Source organism: Gordonia sp. NPDC062954 (genome assembly GCF_044543825.1).
GTDB classification, from domain to species: domain Bacteria; phylum Actinomycetota; class Actinomycetes; order Mycobacteriales; family Mycobacteriaceae; genus Gordonia; species Gordonia tangerina.
The window spans coordinates 17,954-43,829 of the sequence record NZ_JBITWL010000027.1 but is presented as its reverse complement, the minus strand read 5'-3'; the positions used below and the strand labels follow the sequence as shown (position 1 = coordinate 43,829).

Genomic DNA, 25,876 nt, shown 5'->3' with positions numbered 1-25,876 from the left:
ACCGATCATGAAAGACCGGGAACCGGTGCACCAGGAGGTCAGGCCTCGTTGAGACGGAACCCGACCTTCAAGGTCACCTGGAAGTGTGCGACCTGACCGTTTTCGACGTGGCCACGGGTCTCGACCGCCTCGAACCGTTCCACGTGCTCCAGCGTCGCGCCGGCGCGGGCGATGGCGCCTTTGATTGCGTCGTCGATGCTGGTCGTCGACGAACCGACGATCTCGGTCACGCGATACACATTGTCACTCATCGGATCCTCCATGATGTCGATGGTTGGCGTAGGACGATCCGTGCATGACGGATCGCCCTACGTCCTTGCGCGCATAGAGGTTTGCCCGGTCGGATGGGATTCAAACCCAGCGACGCCCGCAGCCCCCGGCGAAGCACCCACTAAGGGGCCGGCAGAGTGCCCATCGGGCGGTCGTAGGCGCGCTCGACCTCAGGGCGCAGCCGGGCGTCGTCGGCGACTTTGCGGGCGTGCGAGGTCCATTGGCGGGTGACCAGCGGCAGGAAGTAGGTGGCCGGCGCGCCGAGGATGTAGGTGGCGTTGCCCTCGGTGAACGTCTTGTTGGCCGGATCGTTGAGCCCGATCATGCTGTAATCGTTGTGGACGGGCCGCAATTGGCCTTCTCCGCCGACGACGTTGGCGGCGTTGCGGTTGCGCCGTGCGGTGTCGTTCATCAGTGACCGGTTGGGTGCGTCGGCCCAGTAGTCATATTGACGGGACACCACTTTCACCGTGTAGCGGGTGTCGTCGGGAAAGTTGTTGCCGCCGTAATCTGCGCTGCATCCGCCTTGGTTGGCGCAGCCGTTGTACTTGTGTTCGAGATCGCCGGTGAGCACGAACATGACGGTTCTGGGATCGATGTCGCTGGTCGGGCCGTATGTGCGTAGCCAGTCGTCTTGCACCTGCGCGCCCTGGCTGTGACCGACGACGATCTTGCGGCCGGGAATCGAATGCAGCATCTCGTTGAGTTTGTCGCGTCCGCGGTGAGTGTTGGTGGCGCCCGGAAAGTTGTTGTACGGAACGTTCGCCACGACATTCGGGGCGCGGAAGAGCTCTCCGCGTAGCCAGTTCATCGGCAGGTCGCGAAAGGCCGGGTCCAGTGTCAAAACCGTGGCACCGCCGGGCCCCGGTGCCGCGTGTGCGGTACCGGGCACCGCGACCGGCAGTGCAACAGCGACAATAACGGCGAAGACGCCGGCCAGGATGCGTGTCATGGGCACTCGCTTCCTACGGGAGTTACGTACTTGCCTCCCGAGTGAACTCGATTCGGCCGAGTGACACGCCGAAGCTCCGGATTTCGCCCAATGTGAGAGCTCAGCGTCTACCGGTCACCAACTTGACCAGGAACAACAAAATCACCGAACCGAGCAGCGCGGTGAAGAAGGTGAACCACCATCCGCCGCTGGCGGTGTCGAAGGCGAAGCTGAGCAGGAACCCGCCCAGAAACGCGCCGATGATCCCGACCACCACGTTGAGCACGATGCCCATCTGGGCATCGGTTCCCATGATCTTGCTGGCCAGCCATCCGGCGATACCGCCGATGATGATGTAGCCGATCCAGCCGACCGCTGTAGTCGTCGTTGATCGTTCCGCCACCACTGTGTACACCACGTCTGACGCGCTCACTGTTGACCTCTCTGTCGTTGATGCCTCTCGGCACCGTCGCTATGCTCGGCAAAGCGAGTTCGAATACCCCGGGAACGGACGGTCGAAACCAAGCGGCCTTCGCTCGGGAATGCGGGCAACGCACGAGATCGCGATGGCCGTTATCGAATAGTTATCTGGGTCGCGAATGTGCCACGATGTCGACGCCGACCTAGATGACGATCGGTCACACCCTTAGCGTTGTGAACGAGTTCGGGGCGTAACGAGGGGAAACATGACCATGTCAACACCACACGAGCCCGCGGCGACCAGCGATGTTGTGCAGTCGGTTGATTCAGTGATCGATCATGCACGGGCTGCTGTGTTCATCAGCGCGTCGTTCGGCGCGAGCGCCATGCTGACCTTCGGCATGCTCTTCGCTTAGCCGGCCCGCTCAACCGTCACGTGGAGCACATTCGTGCTATGCCGGTGTGCCACCTGTGTTGATGATTCCCGTCCACAGGTGGCGCACGCCACGTCGATGACCATCACAAACCCACCCTTACCGGTACGAAACTCGTCGGCAACGCCGGTGTAGTTGTACGCATCTAACGTCTCACCTCGACCTGTGGTGATGGCGTCGGTCATCGTCGCCACCGGATCGATGACGGGTTCGGGGACCGGCCGGATCGCGTTCCGCACATTCAAGTGGATGATCGGCTTCTCGTTGTTGTTCGGTGTCGCACTGCGCCAACACATCACCAAAACCGGCGATGACACTGTGCTGTCGTTATCGATCAGATCCAGCAGATCGTGCTGACGATGATCCGACTCGTCATGTACATCGCACCGATCGGTGTGTTCTGTCTGCTGGCGTCGCTGACCGGTGATGTCGGCCTGTCTGTGGTGACGACCGCGATGAAATATCGCGGCACCACCCTGCTCGGTGTGCTCATCCTGTTCGCACTGTTCGTGGTGGTGGTGACTCTCCGGACAAGCTGAGTCCGTGGAAGTTGCCGTCGAAACTCGGTGAACAGACCGCGATTGCGGTCACCACCACCAGTTCTGCGGTCACGTTCCCGACGGTGCTGCGCAACACCGTCGACATCGGGGGATACAGCGAGACGTTCGCTCGTGCTGATGCGGCCGATTGACGGACTACCCTGCGATGTGATGTCGAAGAACAGGTCGAGCAAGCAGCAGAACCGCGATCGCCGCAAGGCCAAGCGGGCATCGCGCGGCGAATCCAACGTCGTCCCGCTGTTCCCGCAGTCCATGACGACGCCATCCTCGCTGATCCCGGCCGGATTCCAGGAGTGGGTGTCGACCGAGCTCTTCTCCGCCGACGAGGTGTCCGTCGACGGGTTCACCGCACAGCTCGAGATCCTCTTGCAGGCGGTGGCAGGCGTGCATCCGGAGTTCGACGCCACCGCATGGACGATGGACGACGTCGAGGCCATGGGCAGTTTCCTGGAGTTCATGATCGAGAAAGAATCGATCCCGGTCGACCAGGCGCGGGTGATCGCCTACGCGGGCATGACGTTGTCGAGGTTCTTGACGGAGCACGGCCGGTGGGCCGGTGACCCCGATGCGCCCGCGTTCGCCCAGGATCGACTCCCCGCGGCGGTCGGGCTGATGATGGGCACCACCGAGATCGGACCCGTCGACGAGGACGCCGAACGAGCGGCACTGATGGCCACCGAACCGTTGGCACGGATCACGGTGCTGCTGGGCTGGCTGGGCGACGGCCGTCCCACCACGCCGAATCGGTGGCTCAAACCGGCAGCCGCCCGTGAACTCGCCCAAGCGCTCGGCCTCGAGATGCCGGCCGGCCGCACCTCCATGAGCAATTTCGCACCTCTCCGGCACCTGTGGCTCTATGCGCAGGCAATGGGGCTGATCAAGGTGAATACGGTGCGGGCGACGCCGGTGGTGAGTGCAGCGGAGTGGGAAGCCGCGCCGGTGCAGGCTCCTCGCAACGCATTGACCAACTGGATCGACAGCATGTTCCCCGAAGACGTCGACACCGAGTTCTCCGCACAGTTCTACGAGAGTCTGGCTGCCATCATCATGGCCGGCTGCACGAACTACGCCAACACGCGCGCCGACATCGACGGCTGGGTAGAGAAGCTGGGATACAGCGAAGTGCTCGTGCGTGCGCTGCACGCCCGGCTGGCCTCGTGCATCGAGGAGGGATGGCTGACGCTCGAAGCCGACACCTACGTGGTGCCCGAGGCGCTCCGGCCGGCTGTGCTGCCCGCGATACCGCAACTGGGCCAGATGCAGGCGGCCAACGACGACGCCCTGTTCACCGACGCCCCCATCGATGGTGACCTGCATGTGCGGATCGAGCTCGACGGGGTGAGCCCGCCGGTGTGGCGGCTGCTCGTCGTCAATTCCCTCACCACGCTGACCGAGTTCCACGACGTCCTGCAGACCGTGTTCGACTGGGAGAACAGTCATCTGCACCAATTCATCGCCGGTGGCCGACGGTGGATGGACGAGCGCGCGCTGACCGGCGACGGTCGCGGTGATCTGCACAGCGAGTACGACGTCATGGTCGGCGACATCCTCCGAGCGCCCGGCGCGCAGATGATCTACGAGTACGATTTCGGCGACGGGTGGTCGCACCTGATCACCGTGTCCGACATCAAGCCAGCTCCCGACGAGCGACATCCAGAGGTCCTCGATGGAGCGGGGATGGCGCCGCTCGAGGACGTCGGCGGTCCGCCCGGGTGGGAAGACTTCGTTGCTGCGGTCAGCGACCCGCGCCACCCCGACCACGCCGAACGACGCTCGTGGGCAGGCTTGGCGCCGGGACAATCGTTCGATCCCACTGCGTTTGACCTCGCGGCGGTGAATCGGCAACTGCGGCGGTTGTTTTAGGGGGACCTGATCTCACGAAGACCGCGCGTTTCGATCAGAAGCGGGCGCCAACATGGCTGCTTCCACGCTTGGCGCCCGCGTCGCATACTGCACTGCGCACTGCGCACTTTAGCGAGACGTACTTCGTGACCGATTTTATTTCGAACTCGACCGGACCAGAGTACTTGTTTCAATTCGCACTTCAGCGAGACGTACTTCGTGACGGGGATGCTCTGGAGCGGGCGGTCGCGGCTGGCATGTTTCAATTCGCACTTCAGCGAGACGTACTTCGTGACCGAAGGTTTGTCGGTTTGAGGGCAAGTATGACCTCGTTTCAATTCGCACTTCAGCGAGACGTACTTCGTGACGGGGAGGTCGTCGTTGGCGGCTGGCGTGACGGATACTACGTTTCAATTCGCACTTCAGCGAGACGTACTTCGTGACGCCGATTGTCTGCATCATCTTCGGATGCAGCCTACTGGCCGTTTCAATTCGCACTTCAGCGAGACGTACTTCGTGACAGTTGCGGTATCAGCTGGACACGGCGTGGTTCTAGTTTCAATTCGCACTTCAGCGAGACGTACTTCGTGACATCACTCCGATCATGTTTCTGCCGGTCTTCGATTGTGTTTCAATTCGCACTTCAGCGAGACGTACTTCGTGACACAAGCCCACGGAAAGGACCACAGTCCTGACCGTGGGGTTTCAATTCGCACTTCAGCGAGACGTACTTCGTGACCCTATCACGAAACCGGGCCTTCTGAGCTGGACTGATGGAGGCGGGTTGCACACACCCCATTCCGTAGGGTCAGGAATTGAGGCCAATTTTCGTCCTAAATTCGCATTTGCGCTGTTCAGGGGCCTACACACACCTCGGCGGTTGCGTGTACTCGTGCACCACCCGCAGTTCGGTCGACCGAAATCTCGAGTTGACGCTGGTGGAAGCCCGAAATGTCGCTGAAGGGAGTGCGGCGGGTGAATCGGAGCACAGAGATTTCCGCTACCTATTGGTCGACGGACGGGGACTGAGGATCGGCTGCTACTGACTCGAGTTCAGCGATTTCCTCCCGCAGATCCGACACCCATTTCGGTTCGGTCGGCGATGCCACGAGCTCGGTCGGTGTCCAGACGTCGGCAAGATCGTGGTTCAGTGCCGAGCGTGCGCCCGCTACGTAGCTGTAGATGATGGCCTCACGGTTCTCGAGTAGCGAGTCGTACAGATCGAGAAAGGACTCGAGGTACTTGGTGTTGGCAGCCGTGATCTGCGCAGGTGTGTCGGCGTTCATAGCCTTCTCGGCGTCGCGCGCCACCTCTTTCTGTCGCTCGCGCCAGAGGTCCTGCAGGTGGAGGAGCATGACGAGTAGCGTCACCATCAATAACAGCGCGACGTAGACACCGAGTTTCACCAGGTGATACGTAGTGTCGCTGCCCGCGTCGGCCGTCGTGCTGACATCTCCGGACAGGCCGCCGCCACTCAGACCGGAGGCGCCGCCGGTGCCTTTGGTCACGGTCTCGGAGACGATCAGCCCGGCGCAGGCAATCATGACGACGACGCAAACCATCAGCACAGCCATCAGGATGCGGATTATTCGCCGGGTGCGATTCTCCATACTGGCGAGAACCCCTTGCGCGACAGCGAACCCGACGAGCGCGAAGACGACCGGCAGCGCCAGCGCGAACAGATGTGCCTGATCGGATGTCAGGTCGAAGACGCGCTGTGTCCAGGAGGTACCGATGATCCACTCGATTATGCCCACGACGACTATCGCGAGGATCAAGAGTCGATGGCGGGCGATGGCGTCCATGATCTGGTCTTTGCGCGCCCGGGGCTTCGCAGGCGACTCGACTGCAAGTAGCTGTCCGTTTCGGGATTTGCTGATCGCGAGATCAACTCGCCGGCCCACTTCCGGAAGTTCGGCCTTCACGACTGTGGCCATGAACTGTTCGCTCGGCAGAATCTGTCGGGGTGAATGAACATCACAACCAGGTTCGGCGCCGTCAATTTGGCCGATCGTCTGTGCAATGCCCACACATTGTGCGGCAGCCTGCTCATTGATTACCGGGTGCTTCTCTTCGTCGAAGGTCACCAATTGCGCAGTGGCTTGCTGGAGCCGGTCCAGCGGTCTGATCGTCGCTGCTGAATCGGGCGTCGCGTCAGTCGGCGTAGGCTGCATTTGTCACCTCTGCATACTCGTTGAAGAACGACTTCAGGCCCTGGACCTGTGCGCTGTTGATGTCGGCACCGCGGCCGAGACCCACCACTTCGAGCGTCACCCCGGAGAGGTCCGGTTTCATCGAGCTGGGTAGGGCATCCAGCCTTTCGGTTCGCCATGCCTGGTCGACGACCTGAATGCTGCACGTGTCGGTGTCATAGCTATTGTTGCACCCGTCAGTAACCAGAACGATGGTCTTGTCGCCCGGTGTACTCGCCAAGATATTGGCTGCCTCGGCGATTCCGCCGAAGATGTCAGTGCCCGGCGCGTCCACATTCTGCTCGACACAGTCGAAATACGGAGAGACGGCTGACGGCGCCGCGGCGACGAGTTCCTTCTTGTTGTCCTCGACGGTTGTCGAGTTTTCGTCCCATGTGAGGGTGGCGACCACCGGTTCGCATGGTGAGGAACCGACCTGAGTATTGAATGCGAACAGCGTCGCCTTTCCCGGCGCGTCGAGGTCGTTCACTGCGGCAACGAAAGCGTTGCTCGCATTGTTCTGAAGTTCCGTCGCGTCAGCACTTTCGGAAACGTCAGCCAATACCACGGAACCGCTCGCAGCCGGCTCTTCCGAGCCGCATGCCGTCAGGCCGATGATCAGCAGTAGCGATGCCCCGACCAGCGCTGCAGTACTTATCCGACGTGTGTTCATCGTTTCTCGTCCGCCGCGCCTCGTGCCCGCGTGATCTGTTCGCGGGCGGTGAACTGGCCGAAGTCGAAGAGTTCGTCATTGAGAATCAGTGTCTTGGGTTCCCACCGTCGCTCCAGAATATCTGGATACGGGTGGTGCCTCTTGAGCTCATGCGTGTACTCGCTGGACATCATGTCGAAATGGGCCAGCAAAGCCCCAAGTCGCGAATTCAACGCGTCCTCGAGCTTCTCGATCTCCACTTCATGTTCGGCCAACTCGACTAGGTCGCGATGAATTTGCTTGGCAGCGCGCTGAGGGTTGTCCGACGACGCAATACCGCGCACGACGCGCTCGGAACAGGTGGCGATGCGAATCCGTGTAGGAGAGAACAACTCGATGGCGGCACCGCGTCGGTTCTGACAGGCGTCGGTGACCAGACTTCGTATCCGCGTGAGCCCGTCCGGTTCATCAAGCGGCTCTGGCGCCGTGACGTCAGGGAGCCCATTGTCGGCAGCCTGTTTCGCGTCTTGGTGCAGCTGGTTCAGTAGATCTTCCGAAGGAATCCAGTACGTAAACGCATCGAACTTGTCGCGCGGTGTGCCTCTGTCTCCTGGGGGCACCTCGGACCAGCTTTCGCTGGCGTCACCCTTCTTATCGTCGGAAGAATCGCTCCATGGGAACACCAACTACCCCTCTCGGTGCCGGTACGGCATGTTGGCAGATTCTGGCATACCGGTAAGGAATGCGCTGGGCATCGCCACACCTTGAACGGCCTGCATGCGGTGTCCACCTGGTCAAGATACGCCCGGGACCCACGCTCGGATGTCGTCCGTTTGTGCGAATGCAGAGAGCTCGACAGCGTGGCGCAGCCGGACTCGATGAGGATTGCCGAGAGGCCTAGTAGGTCGTCTCCTCGTAGCGCTCCTTGCCGGTCGGGAAATGGACGTTGATGCAGAGCGCCCACCTGCTGCAGCGATTGGAGAATGCCGTGCACAGCGGCGGGGGGAGCCTGGAAGTGCTGGTACCGCGCGACGGCGCTCTATGGCTGGAGACGCTCGACGTGGTCAACAGTCGCGACGGCGACGTCTCCGTCGAGGTCGGCACTGTTCGGGCCGGACTTGGCCGAGCTGGTGCGGGGAGTTAATGATGGTCTTTGACGAACTCGCCCGCGACGTACGCGAACGCGGGACAGGTATCACCGGACAAGCCGCGCATAGCCGGGATGCCAGCCCAACTCGTCACGGAGGTACGCGGAGTGGGCTATGGCGAGTTGATCGAGTCGACCGATCCAAGCGCCCAACCGGCAGCGAGCCGGGTCTTCGTTCTCTACTTTGTCTGATGAACAGCCATCGCTGTCAGGTCGCGCCGCTTCTGTGCGCCACCTACGCTATTGCCGCACATCACATCAGGGAGGCCCAGCGTGGAGAGACTCAATCCGCCACGAGTCCCGGAGCCAGAGCCTCCGCCGCCACCGGGCTGGTGGTACACCGGCCACGATGCCACCATCTGCCGCGATGATTTCCTGGCCGAATGGCGCGCCAGAATGCGTCCGCCCACACCGGATACCAAGTCGGTCAAGAACCAACTCAACAGATGGGCGGGCAACCTCGGCCGCGCCGGCTGGACGTCGAGCGAGTATCACCCGTCCGTTCGAACGCTGCTCTGCGAACCACGAACCTCGTCCGCTGAAGTTGACGGGTGGAATGCGGCATCGGTGATTTGCGCCGACTTCGTCGAGCCCTTCGCCCGATACACGGCGGGCTGGGTGGATTCGCTGCACGAGATCCGTCCGAGTCCGCTCCCCGGCGCTGTGGGTCGACACCTGCGTGACATGTGTCGGGCAGTGACGAAGCCCCTCGGCGACAACATGGTCGCCGCGAAGCCGGGTGTCATCGCCACGAGAAGTGCAGCACGCAAGTTTGTTCGTGATCAGAGTCAGCGACACCACATCGACTCCGAGATCGTCCTGCAGCGGTATGCCAGCCTTCTTGGCGACTTCATCGAGGGAATGGTGCTGGCGCAGTTGGGGTATGACGATCCGGAAATCCACACACGGATTGCCGACCACTATGATCTCGTCATCTCGATGCTTGGGGAACAGACACCAAGGCGGGAATACACCGACGATGAAATCGCTGACTTCGATATCCGGGTGCGTGAATTCCTGGCGGCGGCGTTCGCTGCGCGCGGCGTGCAGCGCGATGCTGACGCCGGAGAAGCGTTCATTCGCCTGCATACCACAGGAATGAACCGTCTGAGAGGAGGCATACCTCTGGAGGGGCTCCAGTATCACATACCGCTGCGATTCCGGGCCATAGCGGCGGAACGGAAGCGTGAACGCAGCCGAGCGACCGAGATACCGGTTGATCCGGAGACCGGGCGCACATTCGCCTCGAAGCGAGACGGTCTACCCCCTGAGGTTGCTGATGAGATCGCCCGAGCCATTCGAAGGATCAGAGACGACCCGACGCTGGCACTGGCGGACGGCACTCGGGTTTGGGAAGCCGAGTTCGCTGCCGACCTCTTGGCTGAAGTCATTCTGGGTGACTCCTTGATGACGGAGCGGGAGTTGAAGACGCATATCACCGAGCTCTGGAAATGCGGTCGCCCGACGAACGCTCGTTCAACTGGACCCCATCTGGCAGCTCGAGACGTGGCACTCCTGATCCGAATCGCGTTGACCCACGCACGAGAGACAGGCGACGACTGATGGCCGAGGCTACGGTGGGCGTTGTGGGCTGGGGTTGGACGGTTGCGCGCGATTTCCGAGACGACGGTGATCCGGTTGCTGACTCTCGGGTTCCACACAGAACTGGATACAGCGTCTGACGGCGACAGGCTCGTCAGTCTTCGCCTTCGCTTCGATGGCAGTCGTGCAGCGGTTATCTGAGCTGATTAGGCCTGCCACATTGGGCAATTCGACGAGCGGCATTGATGCTGGACTCAGCACGCGCGGCCTCGCTCTACGGTGAGAGCGATGTCGCGCGGTCCGCTGATGCTGAACAATGCGACGCCGATGAGCGCACAACGAGAGAGTCGCTTCCCTCACCGCGAGGTGTCCGTCGCCCGACCGTTGATCGAGTGTGTGTGGTTTTCGCACCTATGGAGGACGTCCGGAGCGGTGTGCGGTACTTAGAATCAGTTTCCTAACACGGCGAGAGGATCCGGCATGTCTTATCCCAGAAGTTTTCCGGGCTCGCGATGACTTCCCCGACCGCAAGGGCAAAGGCGGCGGGAGTGGGTTGTTGGGCAGATTGAATTTCTGCAACTGCCCCAGCACCGGGTTGATGCGCTACGCATGGAAGGTATCGGAACAGGTAGCTACATGGTCGTCGAGGCGCAGAAACCAGCAAGCACACCCAACTCGTTGACATGTCTGCGAACGGCGCACCCGGTGTCGGCCCCCGCTCCGCCGTCGACTCGAAAGGCTTGCTTGTGTCCGGACTGATTGGCGCTCTCGTCGTCTTCGCATTCCTCGCCGGCATCTTCATGGTGATGTTCCGGGGAGTCGGTGGGCGAGTGGGGCGGCCGCCAAAAGGTGTCCTCACTCGGTTGCGGCCCGCGGATGAGATTCGCTGGGCAGCAGCGGCATTGGGTGGACTCGCGATCGGTGGTTTCGTGGCTCGCTTCGTGCCAGACACCGACACGGTCGCGGGCATCGTTCTTGGCGTCGTTATCGGAGCAATGATGGCCCCACCTGTGATCGGCAGGCACGTCGTTGCGGTGGTAGGCATCGCGGTCTTCGTCATCGCACTCGTCGAGGCATATCTGTTCATCGCGGGGGACGGACACTACGACTCGTTGTCCATCGCGTACCGCGTCGTGGTGATGACCACAATCCTGGCTGCCTACACCCTGGGAGTGGTGGTCTTCGGCCGACGCTCCGCCATCTCAGGTCCGCGTGGGTACGCGTTGTTCGCTCTGGTGGACGTCACTACTTTTCTCGCTGCACCTGCCGGCCGGGATGCGTTGGCGCTGGGCGTTGTGAACAACTTCATCTACCTCCTGATTGCGTGCGGGGCCGCTTTCGTTGTGGGCTGGGCGTCGTCGGAGTACATCCTGAGTGTGCTCGCCATGGCGGTGGCCATCACCACTTGGCTGCAACAGTCGGTCTACGGCAACGCCGACCAGGCCTGGACCGGGATCGTGACGGGTGCGGCAGCGGCGGCCACAGTCCTGCTGTCATCACGGCTGTTCGGGCGGGTTCGGTCGAGATGATGCGTAGCAGTGGCCGGCGTCGAGTTCGTCATTTCGGGCGACAGCGCACAGTAAACAGTCTGCAGTACTGTCACACATCTACTGCAGTTTCGCACGAGGTTCAGGGAAGGCTGATGAGCGGACCCAAAGGATACGAGGCTGCACTCGACGCACGTCTACAGCGAGAACGTGAACTCGCTGCGCGCCGTCGACGTTGGGCTGCCCTGGTGGACCAGATCGAACAGATCGAAGTTCAGGTGCGCGCCAGTCGTGCCGCCGCCGATCCCTGGCAGTCTCTCGCGGATGGAGGATTTCGGCGCCGATCTCTGGCCACCCCAGTGGATGCAGAGCTCGATCGTATCGAGGACTTCTCACGGGCTGTATCTGCAGCACTTACGCAGTGTCGCACTGCAATCAGTGAGCGTCTGGCCGCCGATGTCCGCGCGCGCCTGGGCGAACTGAGTGGAGCTCTGGGTGGTGTCGACGCCATCAACGTGAGCGCGCTATCGGACCGGGAAGTGGCGTCGCGCCGTGAGTTCGACCGAAGCGAGCAAACGGCAAACGTTCGAGGCGAAGAACTCCTGGGCCTGGTCGGACGCACCGGCGAACGGAGCGCCGAGCTGGCCGAGCGCGTGATGAAGGCAGTGAGCAATGGGGCAGACCAGTACACGTGGCTGGAGTTGGCCAGAGATATCAATGATGCGGCCCGGGCACAGACAGATCGGGTAGCTCGCGAGGGGCTCGCCGACGAAATGCGCGCGCTGATTGCACGGATCGACGATGAACAGGTGGCCGCTGACCTCACCGCCAGGGTCGATGCAGCCGCCAGTCGATCGTTCCTGGAGGCGCGTCGATCGGAAATCCTTGCTGCCATCACGAAGGCCGAAGAGGACAGCGAGCGCCGGTACATACTCGAACAGGCGGCTGAGGTGTGGCGCGAACTCGGGTACGAGGTCGATACCGGCTTCGCCGAAGTCGCGCTGACCGGTGAGGCAGCCCTGCTGCACCGATCGGACTGGCCGAGTCATGCACTCCAGGTGCGGTTTCCAGCCGGTCGTTCCGAGATCGCGACGAACGTCGTCGCCCTCGACGAAACGTCGACCACGCGCGACCGGGAAGTCGAAGAGGAGCACTGCGTCAACGTCGCTGAATTCTCCGACGAGCTCGCCAACCGTGGAGTCGAAGCCACGCTGCGGAGGTCGAATCCACCCGGCGCCCGGCCGGTTCAGAAACGATTCGCTCCGACCGCCGCGCGACGCTCTCGCCTGCCGGAGCAGAAGAGAACGCTCGGATGACCCAGCATCCGAATGCCAAGCGGGATTTCCCGCACTGGCTACGCGACATCGACGCCAACTTACCGATCAACGCGGCGTTCATCGTGCACGGCAACATTCGGGACCACCACCTGATTCCTGACGGAGCCGGATACCGTTTCGCCCCCACCACCCGAGCGCTCTGGGAGCTGATGGCCCAGGCCGGCTACGAAGCGATGTTCGTCTACGATCCCGTCGCGGGGCTCAGTGTGCTCCCAGCCGACCGAACGGCCGGGGAAGTCGTGACTGCGCTGGGCGGCCGATGGTCCGAGCGAGTGGGACGGCCATGTTCTCCCGAGACGCTCGCTGAGCTCGTCCACACGGTGCAGGCGCCGCGCCCCGCTCGTCCGGTCGCCCTGGTCCTCGACTACGTATCGCAGTTCCAACCTGCCGGGGAGCCGTTGACCACCGAGCTGCACGCGTTGTTCCGTGCTGCGCTGTATCGCGCTACTGCTTCCGGCAAACTGCCGCGCAGCGAACTCGAGCGGGCACCGCTGTACAACCCGGTGTTCTGGATCGTCGATCGTCCATCCGATCTTCCCGGCTGGATGGTCGCCAGCGTTGACGGCATTCATCAGGTTCCGATACCGAACCCTGACCTGGACACACGGTTGGCCGCGGGCGAACAGATCGCGCGCGGGCAATCGGCCTCGACGGGATTCGGTCCGATGACCGATGCCGACGTCGAGACTCTGGTCACCCAGACCGAGGGGATGACCTTGCGTGCCATGCGCGAAGTCATCGCGTTGGCCAGGGACCAGAGAATGCGGGCCTCCGAAATCGGTGACGCCATCCGGATGTATCGGGTTGGGCTGCTCGAGAACCCCTGGCAGCAAGGCGCTCTCAAGCAGAAAATCCGCACTGCTGACGTTCATCTGAGTTCACGCGTCCTAGGTCAACCGGCCGCCATCCGGCGCAGTCTCGACATCCTCATGCGGTCGACGACGGGCCTGACTGCCGCACATGCCGGGGGACGGGCCAGTGGCCCCCGCGGCGTGCTGTTCTTCGCCGGCCCCACCGGAGTCGGCAAGACCGAACTCGCCAAGGCGCTCACCGAGGTGGTGTTCGGTGACCCGAACGCTTACATCCGCTTTGACATGAGCGAGTTCGCCCACGAAGGAAGCGATCTGCGGCTCATGGGATCACCACCCGGATACATCGGTCACGAGGCTGGTGGTGAGTTGACCAACGCCATCAGACAGAAACCGTTCAGCCTGGTTCTCTTCGACGAGATCGAGAAGGCCGATCAGAAGATCATGGACAAGTTCCTACAGATCCTCAGCGACGGACGACTGACCGACGGCTCCGGCGCTACCGTGCATTTCAGCGAAGCGCTGATCGTGTTCACTTCCAACAAGGGCATGGCCGACGTCATGCCAGACGGTTCGCTTCCGCATCCGGCTGTCTCCTACGGGGATCTGGATTCCCATGTCAGGAAGGCGATCACCCGGCACTTCACCGAGACCCTGGGGCGGCCGGAGATCCTCAACCGCATCGGCGACAACATCGTGGTGTTCGACTACATACGCCCGGATGTCGCCGCGAGGCTGTTCGCGGTCTTCCTGGAGAACACGATTTCCCGGGTCAAGGAGCTGCACGGGATCGATGTGTATATCGGAGACGAAGCGAGGGTGGCGCTGAGCGCGGTGTGTTGCAGTCGCCTTGACATGGGCGGGCGTGGGATCGGCCAGATGGTGGAGTCGGCCTTCACCAATCCGTTGGCGCGCGAGGTCTTCTTCCATGACGATCCGGCTCGGCCGATCAAGATCGATGCCATCGAGAAGGATGGTGGGACATGGACATTCCAATTGGCATGACGATCGGGATTAACCGGATCGCGGTTTCCGTCCGGTCCCTCGGGCCGGGTCGCCGGGTGTCGATCTGGGTACAAGGCTGCACCCTCGGCTGCCGTGGTTGTGCGTCGACGGATACCTGGGATGGTGACAACGGCACACCGCTGCCTGTCACCGACCTGGCCGATACCGTTGCTGGTCTCCTCACCGACCACGACGGCATCACGATCACTGGCGGCGAGCCCTTCCAGCAGGGAGCGGCGGTCGCTGAGCTGCTCGGTCACCTCGACAATCGCGGGGCGCTCGAAGACCGCGACGTCTTGGTTTTCACCGGGTACGCCGCGCCCCGTGCGCAGCGACTCTGTCCGGAGTTGTGGGAGCGCGCGGATGCGATCGTCGCCGGCCCCTACCTGCCTGACCGTGCCGGCGAAGCCTGGCTGCGTGCATCGGACAATCAGGAACTGCACGTCAAGTCGGCACTCGCAGAGGAGCGTTTCCGGAATGGCGACCGGCGGGTGATCCAGGTCGCCACGCCTGGGCGCGATCTGGCGATTGCCGGGCTGCCGCGCGCCGGCGACCTTGACGAGTTCCGACGACGCCTGGTGTCCCGCGGGATCGCGCTTCAGGGGGGAGTCTCATGGCTGGAATGAACCATGCCGAAGCCGTCTTCCGGTGCACCGAGTGTGACGAGACCTATCCCGTCGATCCGGGAGACTGTGGAATCTGCGGAATGTCGAACTTCGAGCGAGTCGGGGACGGCGCACGCTCGGACGAGCCGCCACCGGGCGATTCCGGGCACACGGCGGTAGACGCTCAGCCTGCTGACCGCGATACGCAGCAGCGCCGATGCGGTGCTCCGGACTGTGGCCAGCCCGCCCTTGCCGGACAGATCGAGTGTGACTACTGTGGCGCGCCGCTGATCACGGGAATCGAACCGGCGGCCGACGTGCGCGCACCCGATCTGGTCGCTGCCGACGGTACGAGAATCCCGCTGCTCCAGGGTGCCGAGGTGGTGCTCGGTCGTAGTCCTGATGAATCCGCCTGGTCACGTCTGATGCAGGGCCACCCTGGCGTGTCCCGCAGGCATGCCGCAATTGTCGCCGACAACGATGTCGTGCGAGTTCGAGATCTCGGTTCGGCGAACGGGACCTGGGTCAACGGCATCCAGATCGACGGAGCTGCCACTGTTCCGATCACGGACGGGATCACGATAGGCCTCGGCCGCCGCTATCTGCTCACTGTGAGGATTACGAGATGACGAACTGGCAAACAGAACTGGAAGGCGACGGACGACCCCACCACACGGATGCCACAGTGGTCGAGACGGGCGATCCCGACGACGCCACCCAGCTCGAGGCGCCGCCGGCGAATGAGGCCACGGAACTCGAAGGGGCCGCCCAGCGTCCGCGGTTCGTACGGCGGAACCTTCCGGAACCGCTCGAAACTGACTACGAGATAGTGGAACTCATCAGTGATAGTGGGGCACAGGCAGACGTCTACCGGGCCCGCGATCGACGGGACGGCACCGATGTCGCGCTGAAGCTCTACAAGACAACCCACGCCATCGACGACCACGAAGCCGCGCTCATCGCCCGCTCCGATGCCGCGCATGTGGTGCCCACCGACTTCGGTCAATGGGGCAACGAGAAGTGGGAGATTCAGGAGTACATGCCGTTCGGCACCCTCGCGGACCTTACCGGCGTCGTCGGGCACCCCTTGACCAACCAGGAGATCTCCGAGATCGCGACCGATCTGATCCGGGCCGTGGCCTACATTCACGAGCGCGACCTCGCGCATCGTGACATCAAGCCGACGAACATTCTTGTACGACAGGTCTCTCCACTTGATCTCGTTCTGGCGGATTTCGGGCTCGCGCGAAATCTGATGGCCGGTTCCCAGGTCGGGTCGATCACCCGCACACAGGGCTACGCCGCACCCGAGGTGCTCCACGGCGTGCAGAGCTTCGCCAACGACTGGTGGGCACTGGGCATCACGATCGTCGAACTCTGTCTGGGCCGTCATCCCTTCTCGTACCCGGATGGCCGCCGCTGGAATGAGGGCCAGATCTACTCCCACCTGATCAACAGCGAGGTTGATACATCGGGGGTGACCGACGACCGACTTCGGCTGCTCGTGTCCGGGCTGCTCACCAAGGACCGGGAACACCGTTGGTCCTCGACCCAAACCACGGCCTGGATCGCCGGCGAATCGCCGCACGTTCACGAACCTGCCCAACAGACGTCGGCATCGACGCCACGAGGGTGGGTGTTCGCCGGCTTCCTGGACCAGACATACCACTCGACCGAGGATCTCGGCCGCGCCTTCGCCCAGAACTGGCCTGAAGCGATCGACTATCTCGGCAAACACAGTGCGGCACTCCGCAACGCACTGGCCAAGAGCGCGCTATCCGAAGAGGTGACATCGGCGTTTGACCGCAGGCGCAGCGGCATCATCCGCGAGGACGGCATGTTGTTCGAACTGATCAGCGTGCTGGACCCACACGGGGAGCCCATTTTTCGTGGCCGGCCACTCACGGCCGCGGGATTAAGCGCGTTGGCCGCTGCGGCGTTCGAGGGCGACACCGAGGCCTCGACATGGATCACCGCGCTGCGTCGCGAAACAATCCTGCAGCACACCAGTGAATACGACGACTACGCAGCGTTCGTCGGCATCGACGCCAAACTCACCCGGTGGTGGGACACTGTCGACACCGAGGTGAAAGAGGCCAAGAACAGACAACAGGACTACATTCGCCAAACAAAGACCACCGTCCAGCGTGACGTCGGGAATGGCACGGCAACAACGGATTTCGAAGCCTCCGACATCGACACTGCCGTGCGGGCGGCGACACCACAACTCGAGGGTGCGCTCCTTGCCTGCGCGCTCGGAGACGACCAGATCGCACGCATCCACGCGCAGGTGCCGGTCATCGACACCACCAACCGCCACGCGCCATGGATCGATGCACTCGCCGACGCCGCCCGCGATGCCAAACCAGCAGACCCCGCTCGCGACATCTTGGTCACGGTACTCGACATCCCCGCGCGACAAGACCACCAGATTATCGGCGACGCGATTGCCGCAGCCGACAGCGCCCGACGCGAAGCCGAACTCGCCGAGGAGACACGCCGGCGTGCAGAGGCCGACCGTCAGCGAGCGGAGGACCGCCGCAATCAGATTCGGAGCGCCAACCAGGGCGTCGTTCCCAAACTGCTCCTCGGGTTGCTCTACCTCGTAGTGGTCGGCTTTGGGTTCCTCCTGACGGTTGGTGACGATCCATCAGTCAGCGGCGATACCTTTATGCCCCTGCTGAAAGGAGTTGCCATCGGAACAGTCGTGGCGGTAGGTATCTGTTGGTTGTGCGATGCCATTCTCGGCCGCCCGTTGCGGTGGGTGCTCGCGGTGTGTGTGGCCTTCGGGTTCACGATCGGCTGGACGGGTGTGACCGACGAAGGCACTGCATACGCGTTGCCGATTGTCCTGTCCGCCCTCGGATATGCCGTTGCGGCAGTCCTCACCCGATACGTCTCGGTGCTCAGCGACGCCACCACAGCCGAAGCCTCGCTGCCGGAGAAGATCAGACCACACCTCGGGCGACTCGCGCTTGGTGCGCTGCTGGGGGTGCCGTTGGCCGTCACTCAAATGGTGATGAGCATGTCTTACGAGAACGCCGTCGGAGTCTATGACACAGCGTCACAGCTTCACGCCGACGCGTGGCCATGGGTGGCCAAGGCCTTGTCCTGGTTCGGAGGTCTGTCGCGGCTTGAACCGCGTGCCGTAGCGATGTGGGCAATCCCATGCATGATCGCCTACCTGGTGCTGATGTGGTGGCGGCAGGAGCGCCCGAATCGTAGCGGCAAGTACTCCCGCGCCGACGCCGCAGTGCTGGCACTCGCCACACTCGGGATGGTTGTCGCAATCCTCCATCAGTGGACAATCGCGCTGCTGTTCACCGGGATGATTGCGATCGTCGGCGGCATCGCGGCCCTCGCCTTCACAATCTTCGCGTCATAGCTGTGTCCGGATACCGCCTGCGGGCTTCCGCGATGACCCACATCGGATCGGTTCGCACCTCGAACCAGGACTGCGTGCACCTCGCCGGTTGGTCGACGTCGCTGTCCGGAGCGCGGCTGAGCATCGATGTACCACCGCGATCGGTGATCGCCGTCATCGACGGGATGGGCGGACAACCCGGCGGCGATCTCGCGGCCTGGACCGCAAGCCGTCGGCTGGGCGAACTCAGACTCGGAAATGCGACCAGCCCAGACGAAGTGGGCGAAGCAATCCAGCAGCTTTCCGACCATGTCCTCGAAGTCGGCCGAGCGACGGAAGGGCACGCGTTGATGGGCGCAGTCATCGCAGGCCTCGTTTGCGCAGACACAGGCCTCTTCCTGTTCAACGTGGGTGATTGCTCGATCCTGCGAACCAGCGGAGACTATGTCGGGGAGCTCGCCGAGATAGACAGTGCCGGCGAACACGCTGTCGGACAGTGCCTGGGCGGCACCGAACATCCAGTGGCCATCGATGCACACCCCATTGCCTACACACCAGCGCAACCCGAGCGGCTGATCCTGTGCTCCGACGGCCTCACACGGTGCGTCGATACTGCCCAGATCGGTGATCTCGCAGGAGAATTGGACGGACCAGACCTGGTACGGGCTTTGATCGCCGCTGCCACTAGAGCTGGTGCGCCGGACAATGTCACCATCGCCGTCGTCGATATCGATCTCGACGAGCAATAGTCGCGGACCTACCCGACGAACCGGCCGTCGCGTGAGTCAGTTGTCGCGTTCGGGCGGGTTCGCGGGCACGATTTGGTAGCCGAAGCATGCAGCGATCGCTGGATACGTTTCGCTGACGATTCGCCGGTTGTAGTTGATCGCGACGCGTAGTTCGTCGGCGCGTGAGTAGGACTTCTCCGGGAGCTTCTCCTGGTGCTCGGGCTTTTTGGTCTCATCCTCCAGCTCCGCGAAGGTGTGCTTGCCGAGCTTCAGCCGGCTGTGGGCACAACAACTCATCTCTGTCGGTCCACGGCGCCAACCCCGTCTACTGGTGTCGTACCACCGGCGCTTGCACCAGTCGTTGTGTTCGAGTGCTGCGATCCTGTTGATCAAGTCGGAGTCGAAACCTGGCGCCGGTGGCGGATCGTCCGACGTTGCACCGTCGTAACGGACCAACTGCCAATTCGGCTTGAGGAACTCGATCATCGCCTTCGCCGCAAGCTCGCTCGACAAGCGATTTGAAATGCGTCTCTGGGCGTTCGTGCGCGCTTCTTTCATTTCTTCTGCGGAGCCGCCGCGGGCTCGCACTGTTGCCGCTGCTCGAGCTTCCTCGATCTTTGTGGCGCTACCGAGCGGCGCCCCAGGCAGCCAGCCGTTGATCGCGTAGTCACCCGCGAACATGAACTCATAGGTTTGGTTGAATACCCGGGCCCACTGCAGTCGGACATCGTCGTTGACGAGGTGGACGTTGAGGCCCGTCAAGTCCGGGTCGACGGCCAGAGTTGTCCGCGTGACTTGCTCCGTCGTCATGGGCGCTCCCGCCGCCAGCCAGTCCCAACCAGTGCTGACCTGCCCGAAGGGATCGAAGGTGCGGCAGGCGGTGGTGACTGATTGTTCGTCGGCGACGACTATTGCAAGGTCGACCAAGGGTGGTGTTGCCAGGCGGCAGTCCTCCAAGTAGCGACTGATCACGTGTGACCCGGATCGCCCGCAATAGACACGGACGACGAGATCCCCCGCTTCGACAGGCACTTCGAGATGTATCGGCACGATCGGATTGTTACCCGGCTGTCCCGGTAGTTCGTTGCCGTGCAGGAAGGAACGGCTCCAGCACTGTCGTTTGACCCACAAGGATATGGTGGGCGCAACTAGTTCAACAGGAGATACGCGACCCACTGCCGCGACGTGATCGAGGTCGACATCGACGACCTGAACAATGACACGGTTCACCAGCGGTCGTGTCCGGCCCGTGTCATCGGTCTTCACTATCGCGGCCGGTCCCGTCGCAGCCGCATCGATCAGGTGACAAACGTGTTCTGCGACGTTCTCAGCCGGGCAGGTGACGTGTTCGTCGGTGAGGCTAGAGATCCGATGCGGCCGCATTGCATCGACGAGATCAGCGTCGTTCACGACAGATATCACCGACCGACGCGCTCCTAGTCTGGTTGCCATGCGACTCGACAGGGTGGCCTGAAGGTCCAGGTTGACCGGGTCGGATTCAGCGGCGACCACGACGTTCTCGCAGCGACGAAGGATCCATTTCGTCGCTCCGTAGCTACCGCTTTCGGAAATGGAGCGAATCACGACACTCGGAATCCGGTGAATACAAGCTCGGGCGGCTTCGCTTCCGCGGTCTTCGGTGATCAGCAGGGCCCGCACGCCATTCGCGAGGCTTGACTGAATGATGGCGGCTGCGGTTGCGCCGGAACCGATGACCACGACATGTGGTCGCGTGACCATGGCTCGGACGGTGTTGCGCGCCTGCGTCGACAAGGTGACGATCACGCTGCCCGCAGCGGCGATGGTGACCGAGAAGGCCATGACGGAAGGTATCGCGAGTCCGGGGGGCGGAACGGGGTCGTATACCGGATTGTTTGATATCGCGATGTAGCCTCCGGCGAACATCGCCATGGTCGAGTAGATCTGCTGTGCCAGTGATGCCCCGGGGAAGGCATCGTGAATGACGATGAACCCCCAGGTGGCGGCGGTGATGGAGAGAAGAGTGAGCACCCAGGGAACCCCGGCTGCAAATCGGTTCGGCCATCGGGGGCCCAGGTCCCTGGCAGCTGGCGCCATGCTGTAGACGGCTTCGTAACTACGCTCGAACTTCCGCTTGGGTACGGGCCATTGTTCACCCGCGGCGCCCTCAACCACCCAGTCGCCCGGGCGGGCCTCGGCCGGTCCCTCTGTCGTGTTGATCGACGTGCGTGTGATCACCTGCTGCGCGCGAAACACACCGGTGCGGCGGAACCTTCCGTGGCCGACCGGTTCGTAGGACTGGCCGAACACCTCAGCGCTAACCGAACGGATACTGCCGTCGGGATCCGTCACACGCCAATCACCGGGCTGCGCGGCGAGCAATTCGCCGTTGGCTGTCGTCCACGTCCACTCATGGTCGATCTGGGTCGCCTCCACCTCCCCGCATCGGCGAAACAGCCTCCATGGGTGCGCATTTGTCATCGACGTCCAAATCCTCGGCGGCGGCAATCAGATCGTTGAAACAGCATATGCGACAGAGCGCGCCACACCCGGGCAACACGAATCGGATCGGTGGGGAAGCGGACTGAGGGGGGAGCGCGGTCGGCAGGCGGCCGCCAATCTCGAAGGAGGCAGGCTTATGACGCACACGGAACCGAATGCGCAGTGGAAGGGACGCTGGTGGGCGGCAATCACATTCATTGTGGCTGTTCTGGGCATGACGATCGCAGGTCTGACAGTGGCGACGCCCGGCGATGCTTCGGCGGGGACCAGCGTGGACGGGTTCGTCTCGCAATGGAACGGCCGGCACGCCGACTTTGACGGAGCATATGGCGCTCAATGCGTCGACCTCTTCAACTTCTACAACCGCGACGTCGTCGGAGCTCCCCGGGTGAGAGTAGATCACGCGGCGGATTTGTTCGGCGCATCCTCGGCCAGTCACTACCAGAGACTGTCGCCGGCGGCGACGCCGCGGAAGGGAGACGTCGCGGTGTGGGGCAAGGACTGGCCGTACGGCAGAGGCGCAGGTCATGTCGCAATCGTGCTCGCCGACCAAGGTGGCAACATCCAGGTCCTCACGCAGAATCCGGGAGCAACCAAGATCAGCTCGATGACGAAGAACTACCTGACTGGGTACCTACGTCCCCGTAGTCTGGCGCCGGCGCCAAGGGCACACAACCCGGTCGGACACATCGACCAGGTCGCGTCACCGAAGTCCGGGACCGTCCGGGTTCGTGGGTGGGCCTACGACGCCGACAACTCTGGCAGCTCGATCGAGGTTCACGCCTACGCGGGTGGGCATGCGGGAACGGCCGGGGCAGTGGGACGGGCGCTGCGGGCCAATGTCGCGCGGCCTGACGTCAACAAGGCATTCGGGATCGGGGGCAATCACGGATTCGATCTGACCTTCGACCCGCGTCGGTACGGCTCGATCCCGGTGTGTCTGTACGCCATCAACATTGGTGACGGCGGTAACGTACTGCTCGGGTGTCCGGCGGTGCGCATCGCGGACCCCCATCCGAAGGGTGTGCTCGACGAGGTGTCCGTGGTGGCCTCCAACCAAGTGCGAGTGCGTGGCTGGTCCTTCGACCCTGACGCATCGGGTACTTCGGTCAAGGTTCACATCTACGTGGGCCCGCAGCCGGGCCAGCCTGGGGCGAAGGCCATAGCCGTGACCGCGAACGGATCGCGCCCGGACGTGAACCGGGCTTACGGGATCAGCGGTCGTCACGGCTTCGACCATCGGGTCACGGTCTCCTCGCCGCGAGGTAAGAAGGTGTGCGCGTACGCGATCAACATTCATCGCGGTGTGACGAACCCCGCGATCGGATGTAAGACGGCTTAGCGCCGATCCGCTAGATCGAAGACGGATCGTCCGCTCTGCCGCAATGTGGGGCGGACGATCCGCGGGCGACTGTTGGGTGGAGTTCTTCGACGCCGGCATCGCGGTCATTCCGTCGGCTCTTGGTGGCTCGAGATCATTGACAAACGGGGTAGAGCCGCTATCGCCGCGCTCATGATGTGGACCACATAATGGTCGCCCTGGCCCCGTGCAGGGAGCGTGAAGATCGGATGAGTTCTCCGTACCATGAGGAAAGTAACTCACTGCCCGCAGTGATCGGCGCGACTCGGAGGCGATGTTCAGTGGGACTTCGGAAACGCGGCGGGTTGGTCAAATATGCTTGGCATCTCGGAGAGGGAAATCGCCTCGCACGGTCGGGGAAGGCAGCAGATGCCATCCGACATTTCGAACATGCCGTTGAAGTTTCGGGCCAGCACCAGTTGCACGGCGAGTTGCTCGTTGCGCGACGAAATTTGGCGCAGGAGTTGGCTGGTTCTGGCCAACTCGATGAGTGCGTGAGGCAGTTAAGGCTGCTCGTTGATGAGTCGCGTGAATCGCGGCGGATCATGGTGCTCAACGAAACCGTCGAAACCGCAGACTTGAGGCATGAAGCAGCGGTCTTGCTTCTGTGGGTATCAGACGCGCAGGAGGTTGCCGACTCGACGATTGATGACCTCATCGACCTCGTGTACCGCGAGTCTCAGCGAGGAACACAACGAGGTATCGCTCTCACTCGGGCCGGTGAAGTACTGGCTGACAGGGGTCGCCGGCGAGCCGCTGCGCACAGCTACGTGGGAGCGGCTGAGGAGTACGCGAAGGCGGGCGAAGCGGAAGACCAAGCACGAGCCCTCTGGTCAGCCGCCGTCCTGTACGCCACCACCGGCGCGCAAGAACGCAGCCGCGCAGCCCTTGCGACGGCGATCGACCTTTTCGACCAATCCGGCTTACCCGAACTCGCGGCCGACTGTTGCTTCTACCTAGCCGACCTTTTCCGAAGTGATGGTGAGGTCGATCTTGCTCACCAGTTCTATGGCGAGGCGTGTAACAGGTTTCAATCAGAAAACAACAAGGATCAGTACATCAACCCAGCGATGGCGCGCCAGCGAATTCCTCACGAATCTGCTTGATCTGCGCGCCGGCGCGCAATGCGTTCCGAGGGTAAGCCAAGCTCTCTCCTGTGGGTTCGCAGTCGGTTTGTTCCGAAAAGCGCATCTCGTCCACGTTCTTCGCCGACGCCGTTCTGTTTGAGTGTTAGAAACGCCACGCCCTCGCCCTCTGCGAGAAGGCCTTGAAATATGTGTTCTGGCCCAATGAAGTTGTGATTTGCCGCCAACGCCTCTCTGAGAGCCAGCTCTAGGACCTTCTTCGACCGGTGGGTGAAAGGAATATGGCCCTCCGGTGGTTCGGTTACTTTGGTACCGAGGACCTCGTCAACCTGCTTCTCGAGATTGTGTGGAGCGATTCCGAGATGCTCCAAGTAGCGTTCCGGCTGGCTTGCGCTTTCCGTGCCCGACCGGTATTCGATCTCTTTGAGTATACCGAGAAGGAGGTGTTCGGTGCCAATGTAGTTGTGCGACCGCTCGCGTGCAGACTCCTGCGATAGAACGATCACCCGCTTCGCGGGGTGGGTGAATCGCTCGAATATGCCCGCTTCGCAATCTCGAATGGAATAGAATTGCTTCGTAGTATACATCGGTCGGTCAAAGATATGGCGTAAGAGGTGCCAGAGTGGAGCTGTCGGAAGCCTTCTGCGTGCTCGGTACTGCGACACCGGGTGACTTCGCCTCCAAGTTCGATCGATACATTCCTCGCCTACACGCCGATGGGTCCGTCGCCCTAGCGGCCGACGATGGCATCGCCCGAGCGGCAGGCAGGACGCGTGAGCTCGTCCACTGGGTGAGCACCCTTGAAGACGACGGAGATTTAACGGGTTTGCTTCTGAACTACGGCAAACGAGATATCCAGTCGCTTGAGAAGGATCTCAACGTCTACTTGACGGATGCCCGAATCGTCTTCATAGCGAATGGGGAGGTCCGCTCTGGTCGAACGGTCGGCCATGTGCGATACCCGTGGGTGAGTGCCGTCTCTTGGCGCCCTGACCTAGGAGTCGGGCGTCGCCCGACTGTCACTCTCCACATGGATCAGGACTTCCCGGTCAAGGCTCTGGGGTCGTGGATGCACTACGTCGAGATGCGGTTTCCAAAGGGCTTCCACCCAGGATCGTTGGCCCTGGACATTGCGCGCCGGGTCAGCGCGCACAATCTTGCACACGGGGCGCCGCAGCGGGCACACGAGGCGTTGCGTGCGATGGCAGATGCGCCACGGCGGGTGGATCCCCCGAAAGGCCAGGAGGACATGATCGTCATCCCTGCTCATGTCGAATGCCCGCTGGGTGCTGAGTACATCGGTGATTGTCCAGATCGAGCCGAGTGGCGCGTTCTATTGGAGGACGATGCTCACGATCTGTCGGAGACGCCTCAGGACGCAAGTGCTTTGACGCCCGCGCCAGCCGCTCACACTGCGCTCGCCGGCCCACACATAACGACCACGGGTGGTCCCATCGTGGCCGGAGCCGATGCGGCGGACGTGGTCGGTCAGCGGCGCATTGGGACCGCCCACCTGCTTCTGGGCCTTCTCGCTGACGAGGCCAATCCAGTAACCCGGCTTTTGAACGAAGCGGGCGTGGACTTTCGCCGGGTCGCAGAACGCTTGGAGACCAATGCGCCTTAAA

At 62.4% G+C, this 25,876-nt stretch carries 22 protein-coding genes, 1 pseudogene and 1 CRISPR repeat array; of the genes and pseudogenes, 14 read left to right on the top strand and 9 right to left on the bottom strand.

From position 1 onward, the window contains the following. Window positions 1–38: 38 nt before the first annotated feature. The 4 genes from ACIGKQ_RS21200 to ACIGKQ_RS21185 all read right to left on the bottom strand — a co-directional run bounded on the left by ACIGKQ_RS21200 (window position 39) and on the right by ACIGKQ_RS21185 (window position 2,240). Window positions 39–251, bottom strand: coding sequence for a dodecin (locus tag ACIGKQ_RS21200; RefSeq protein ID WP_396574879.1), 213 nt, complete (start codon window positions 249–251; stop codon window positions 39–41). Between the two features lie 140 nt (window positions 252–391). Continuing rightward, the gene (locus ACIGKQ_RS21195; RefSeq protein WP_396574878.1) at window positions 392–1,222 is read right to left on the bottom strand and encodes a PE-PPE domain-containing protein; all 831 of its coding nucleotides are present in this window, start codon (window positions 1,220–1,222) and stop codon (window positions 392–394) included. A gap of 100 nt (window positions 1,223–1,322) precedes the next feature. After that, window positions 1,323–1,634 (bottom strand): GlsB/YeaQ/YmgE family stress response membrane protein, encoded by a 312-nt coding sequence (locus tag ACIGKQ_RS21190; protein WP_396574877.1) that lies wholly within the window; start codon window positions 1,632–1,634, stop codon window positions 1,323–1,325. Window positions 1,635–2,033: 399 nt separating this feature from the next. Beyond that, window positions 2,034–2,240 (bottom strand): hypothetical protein, encoded by a 207-nt coding sequence (locus ACIGKQ_RS21185; protein ID WP_396574893.1) that lies wholly within the window; start codon window positions 2,238–2,240, stop codon window positions 2,034–2,036. Here ACIGKQ_RS21185 and ACIGKQ_RS21180 point away from each other — a divergent pair. Both ACIGKQ_RS21180 and ACIGKQ_RS21175 read left to right on the top strand, forming a co-directional pair. After that, window positions 2,218–2,725, top strand: a pseudogene (locus tag ACIGKQ_RS21180) (cation:dicarboxylate symporter family transporter); the annotation flags it as partial. The gene ACIGKQ_RS21185 and the pseudogene ACIGKQ_RS21180 overlap by 23 nt on opposite strands. 40 nt (window positions 2,726–2,765) lie before the next feature. Next, a complete protein-coding gene (locus ACIGKQ_RS21175; protein WP_396574876.1) occupies window positions 2,766–4,478 on the top strand; it encodes a plasmid pRiA4b ORF-3 family protein in 1,713 nt (570 codons plus the stop codon). A gap of 93 nt (window positions 4,479–4,571) precedes the next feature. Beyond that, window positions 4,572–5,196: direct repeats of the CRISPR family, unit length 37 nt; unit sequence GTTTCAATTCGCACTTCAGCGAGACGTACTTCGTGAC. Between the two features lie 265 nt (window positions 5,197–5,461). Here ACIGKQ_RS21175 and ACIGKQ_RS21170 read toward each other — a convergent pair. The 3 genes from ACIGKQ_RS21170 to ACIGKQ_RS21160 are packed head-to-tail and all read right to left on the bottom strand — an operon-like array spanning window position 5,462 to window position 7,984. Then, a complete protein-coding gene (locus ACIGKQ_RS21170) occupies window positions 5,462–6,631 on the bottom strand; it encodes a hypothetical protein (RefSeq protein ID WP_396574875.1) in 1,170 nt (389 codons plus the stop codon). Further along, a complete protein-coding gene (locus tag ACIGKQ_RS21165) occupies window positions 6,612–7,322 on the bottom strand; it encodes a hypothetical protein (protein WP_396574874.1) in 711 nt (236 codons plus the stop codon). The genes ACIGKQ_RS21170 and ACIGKQ_RS21165 overlap by 20 nt, the downstream gene beginning before the upstream one ends. After that, complete coding sequence (locus ACIGKQ_RS21160) at window positions 7,319–7,984, bottom strand: hypothetical protein (protein WP_396574873.1); 666 nt, start codon at window positions 7,982–7,984, stop codon at window positions 7,319–7,321. The genes ACIGKQ_RS21165 and ACIGKQ_RS21160 overlap by 4 nt, the downstream gene beginning before the upstream one ends. A 266-nt stretch (window positions 7,985–8,250) precedes the next feature. Between ACIGKQ_RS21160 and ACIGKQ_RS21155 the strand changes: the two genes are divergently transcribed. From ACIGKQ_RS21155 to ACIGKQ_RS21115, 9 genes are all read left to right on the top strand, one after another. Beyond that, window positions 8,251–8,445, top strand: coding sequence for a hypothetical protein (locus ACIGKQ_RS21155; RefSeq protein WP_396574872.1), 195 nt, complete (start codon window positions 8,251–8,253; stop codon window positions 8,443–8,445). A 276-nt stretch (window positions 8,446–8,721) separates the two neighbouring features. Further along, entirely contained in the window at window positions 8,722–10,011 is a 1,290-nt protein-coding gene (locus tag ACIGKQ_RS21150; RefSeq protein ID WP_396574871.1) for a hypothetical protein, read from the top strand. A 725-nt stretch (window positions 10,012–10,736) separates the two neighbouring features. Next, complete coding sequence (locus tag ACIGKQ_RS21145) at window positions 10,737–11,519, top strand: hypothetical protein (protein ID WP_396574870.1); 783 nt, start codon at window positions 10,737–10,739, stop codon at window positions 11,517–11,519. Window positions 11,520–11,725: 206 nt separating this feature from the next. Beyond that, a complete protein-coding gene (locus tag ACIGKQ_RS21140) occupies window positions 11,726–12,793 on the top strand; it encodes a hypothetical protein (RefSeq protein WP_396574869.1) in 1,068 nt (355 codons plus the stop codon). Beyond that, the gene (locus ACIGKQ_RS21135) at window positions 12,790–14,628 is read left to right on the top strand and encodes an AAA family ATPase (protein WP_396574868.1); all 1,839 of its coding nucleotides are present in this window, start codon (window positions 12,790–12,792) and stop codon (window positions 14,626–14,628) included. Before ACIGKQ_RS21140 ends, ACIGKQ_RS21135 begins: the two co-directional genes overlap by 4 nt. Beyond that, a complete protein-coding gene (locus tag ACIGKQ_RS21130) occupies window positions 14,607–15,254 on the top strand; it encodes a 4Fe-4S single cluster domain-containing protein (RefSeq protein ID WP_396574867.1) in 648 nt (215 codons plus the stop codon). The genes ACIGKQ_RS21135 and ACIGKQ_RS21130 overlap by 22 nt, the downstream gene beginning before the upstream one ends. Continuing rightward, the gene (locus tag ACIGKQ_RS21125) at window positions 15,242–15,862 is read left to right on the top strand and encodes an FHA domain-containing protein (protein WP_396574866.1); all 621 of its coding nucleotides are present in this window, start codon (window positions 15,242–15,244) and stop codon (window positions 15,860–15,862) included. The genes ACIGKQ_RS21130 and ACIGKQ_RS21125 overlap by 13 nt, the downstream gene beginning before the upstream one ends. Beyond that, entirely contained in the window at window positions 15,859–18,618 is a 2,760-nt protein-coding gene (locus ACIGKQ_RS21120; protein WP_396574865.1) for a protein kinase, read from the top strand. Before ACIGKQ_RS21125 ends, ACIGKQ_RS21120 begins: the two co-directional genes overlap by 4 nt. Window positions 18,619–18,761: 143 nt before the next feature. Next, on the top strand, window positions 18,762–19,346 hold the full coding sequence (locus ACIGKQ_RS21115; RefSeq protein WP_396574864.1) for a PP2C family protein-serine/threonine phosphatase: 585 nt from the start codon (window positions 18,762–18,764) through the stop codon (window positions 19,344–19,346). Window positions 19,347–19,382: 36 nt separating this feature from the next. Here ACIGKQ_RS21115 and ACIGKQ_RS21110 read toward each other — a convergent pair whose 3' ends face one another. After that, entirely contained in the window at window positions 19,383–21,740 is a 2,358-nt protein-coding gene (locus ACIGKQ_RS21110) for a hypothetical protein (protein ID WP_396574863.1), read from the bottom strand. Between the two features lie 202 nt (window positions 21,741–21,942). Between ACIGKQ_RS21110 and ACIGKQ_RS21105 the strand changes: the two genes are divergently transcribed. Both ACIGKQ_RS21105 and ACIGKQ_RS21100 read left to right on the top strand, forming a co-directional pair. After that, window positions 21,943–23,148, top strand: a complete 1,206-nt coding sequence (locus tag ACIGKQ_RS21105) for a CHAP domain-containing protein (RefSeq protein ID WP_396574862.1) — start codon at window positions 21,943–21,945, stop codon at window positions 23,146–23,148. 299 nt (window positions 23,149–23,447) lie between these two features. Continuing rightward, window positions 23,448–24,272 (top strand): hypothetical protein, encoded by an 825-nt coding sequence (locus tag ACIGKQ_RS21100; protein ID WP_396574861.1) that lies wholly within the window; start codon window positions 23,448–23,450, stop codon window positions 24,270–24,272. On the opposite strand, the gene ACIGKQ_RS21095 is transcribed toward ACIGKQ_RS21100, so the two are convergent. Beyond that, a complete protein-coding gene (locus ACIGKQ_RS21095; RefSeq protein ID WP_396574860.1) occupies window positions 24,257–24,757 on the bottom strand; it encodes a Clp protease N-terminal domain-containing protein in 501 nt (166 codons plus the stop codon). The two genes, ACIGKQ_RS21100 and ACIGKQ_RS21095, sit on opposite strands and share 16 nt — an antisense overlap. Before the next feature lie 116 nt (window positions 24,758–24,873). Between ACIGKQ_RS21095 and ACIGKQ_RS21090 the strand changes: the two genes are divergently transcribed. After that, window positions 24,874–25,875: a Clp protease N-terminal domain-containing protein gene (locus tag ACIGKQ_RS21090; protein ID WP_396574859.1), complete on the top strand. Its 1,002-nt coding sequence runs from the start codon at window positions 24,874–24,876 to the stop codon at window positions 25,873–25,875. The last annotated feature ends 1 nt before the right edge of the window (window position 25,876 follow it).

What these genes read in the sequence shown, in the direction of transcription:
- ACIGKQ_RS21200 (WP_396574879.1), bottom strand. Translation starts at nt 251, where the DNA reads ATGAGTGACAATGTGTATCGCGTGACCGAGATCGTCGGTTCGTCGACG.
- ACIGKQ_RS21195 (WP_396574878.1), bottom strand. Translation starts at nt 1,222, where the DNA reads ATGACACGCATCCTGGCCGGCGTCTTCGCCGTTATTGTCGCTGTTGCA.
- ACIGKQ_RS21185 (WP_396574893.1), bottom strand. Translation starts at nt 2,240, where the DNA reads ATGACCGACGCCATCACCACAGGTCGAGGTGAGACGTTAGATGCGTAC.
- ACIGKQ_RS21175 (WP_396574876.1), top strand. Translation starts at nt 2,766, where the DNA reads ATGTCGAAGAACAGGTCGAGCAAGCAGCAGAACCGCGATCGCCGCAAG.
- ACIGKQ_RS21170 (WP_396574875.1), bottom strand. Translation starts at nt 6,631, where the DNA reads ATGCAGCCTACGCCGACTGACGCGACGCCCGATTCAGCAGCGACGATC.
- ACIGKQ_RS21165 (WP_396574874.1), bottom strand. Translation starts at nt 7,322, where the DNA reads ATGAACACACGTCGGATAAGTACTGCAGCGCTGGTCGGGGCATCGCTA.
- ACIGKQ_RS21155 (WP_396574872.1), top strand. Translation starts at nt 8,251, where the DNA reads ATGCAGAGCGCCCACCTGCTGCAGCGATTGGAGAATGCCGTGCACAGC.
- ACIGKQ_RS21135 (WP_396574868.1), top strand. Translation starts at nt 12,790, where the DNA reads ATGACCCAGCATCCGAATGCCAAGCGGGATTTCCCGCACTGGCTACGC.
- ACIGKQ_RS21130 (WP_396574867.1), top strand. Translation starts at nt 14,607, where the DNA reads ATGGACATTCCAATTGGCATGACGATCGGGATTAACCGGATCGCGGTT.
- ACIGKQ_RS21125 (WP_396574866.1), top strand. Translation starts at nt 15,242, where the DNA reads ATGGCTGGAATGAACCATGCCGAAGCCGTCTTCCGGTGCACCGAGTGT.
- ACIGKQ_RS21120 (WP_396574865.1), top strand. Translation starts at nt 15,859, where the DNA reads ATGACGAACTGGCAAACAGAACTGGAAGGCGACGGACGACCCCACCAC.
- ACIGKQ_RS21105 (WP_396574862.1), top strand. Translation starts at nt 21,943, where the DNA reads ATGACGCACACGGAACCGAATGCGCAGTGGAAGGGACGCTGGTGGGCG.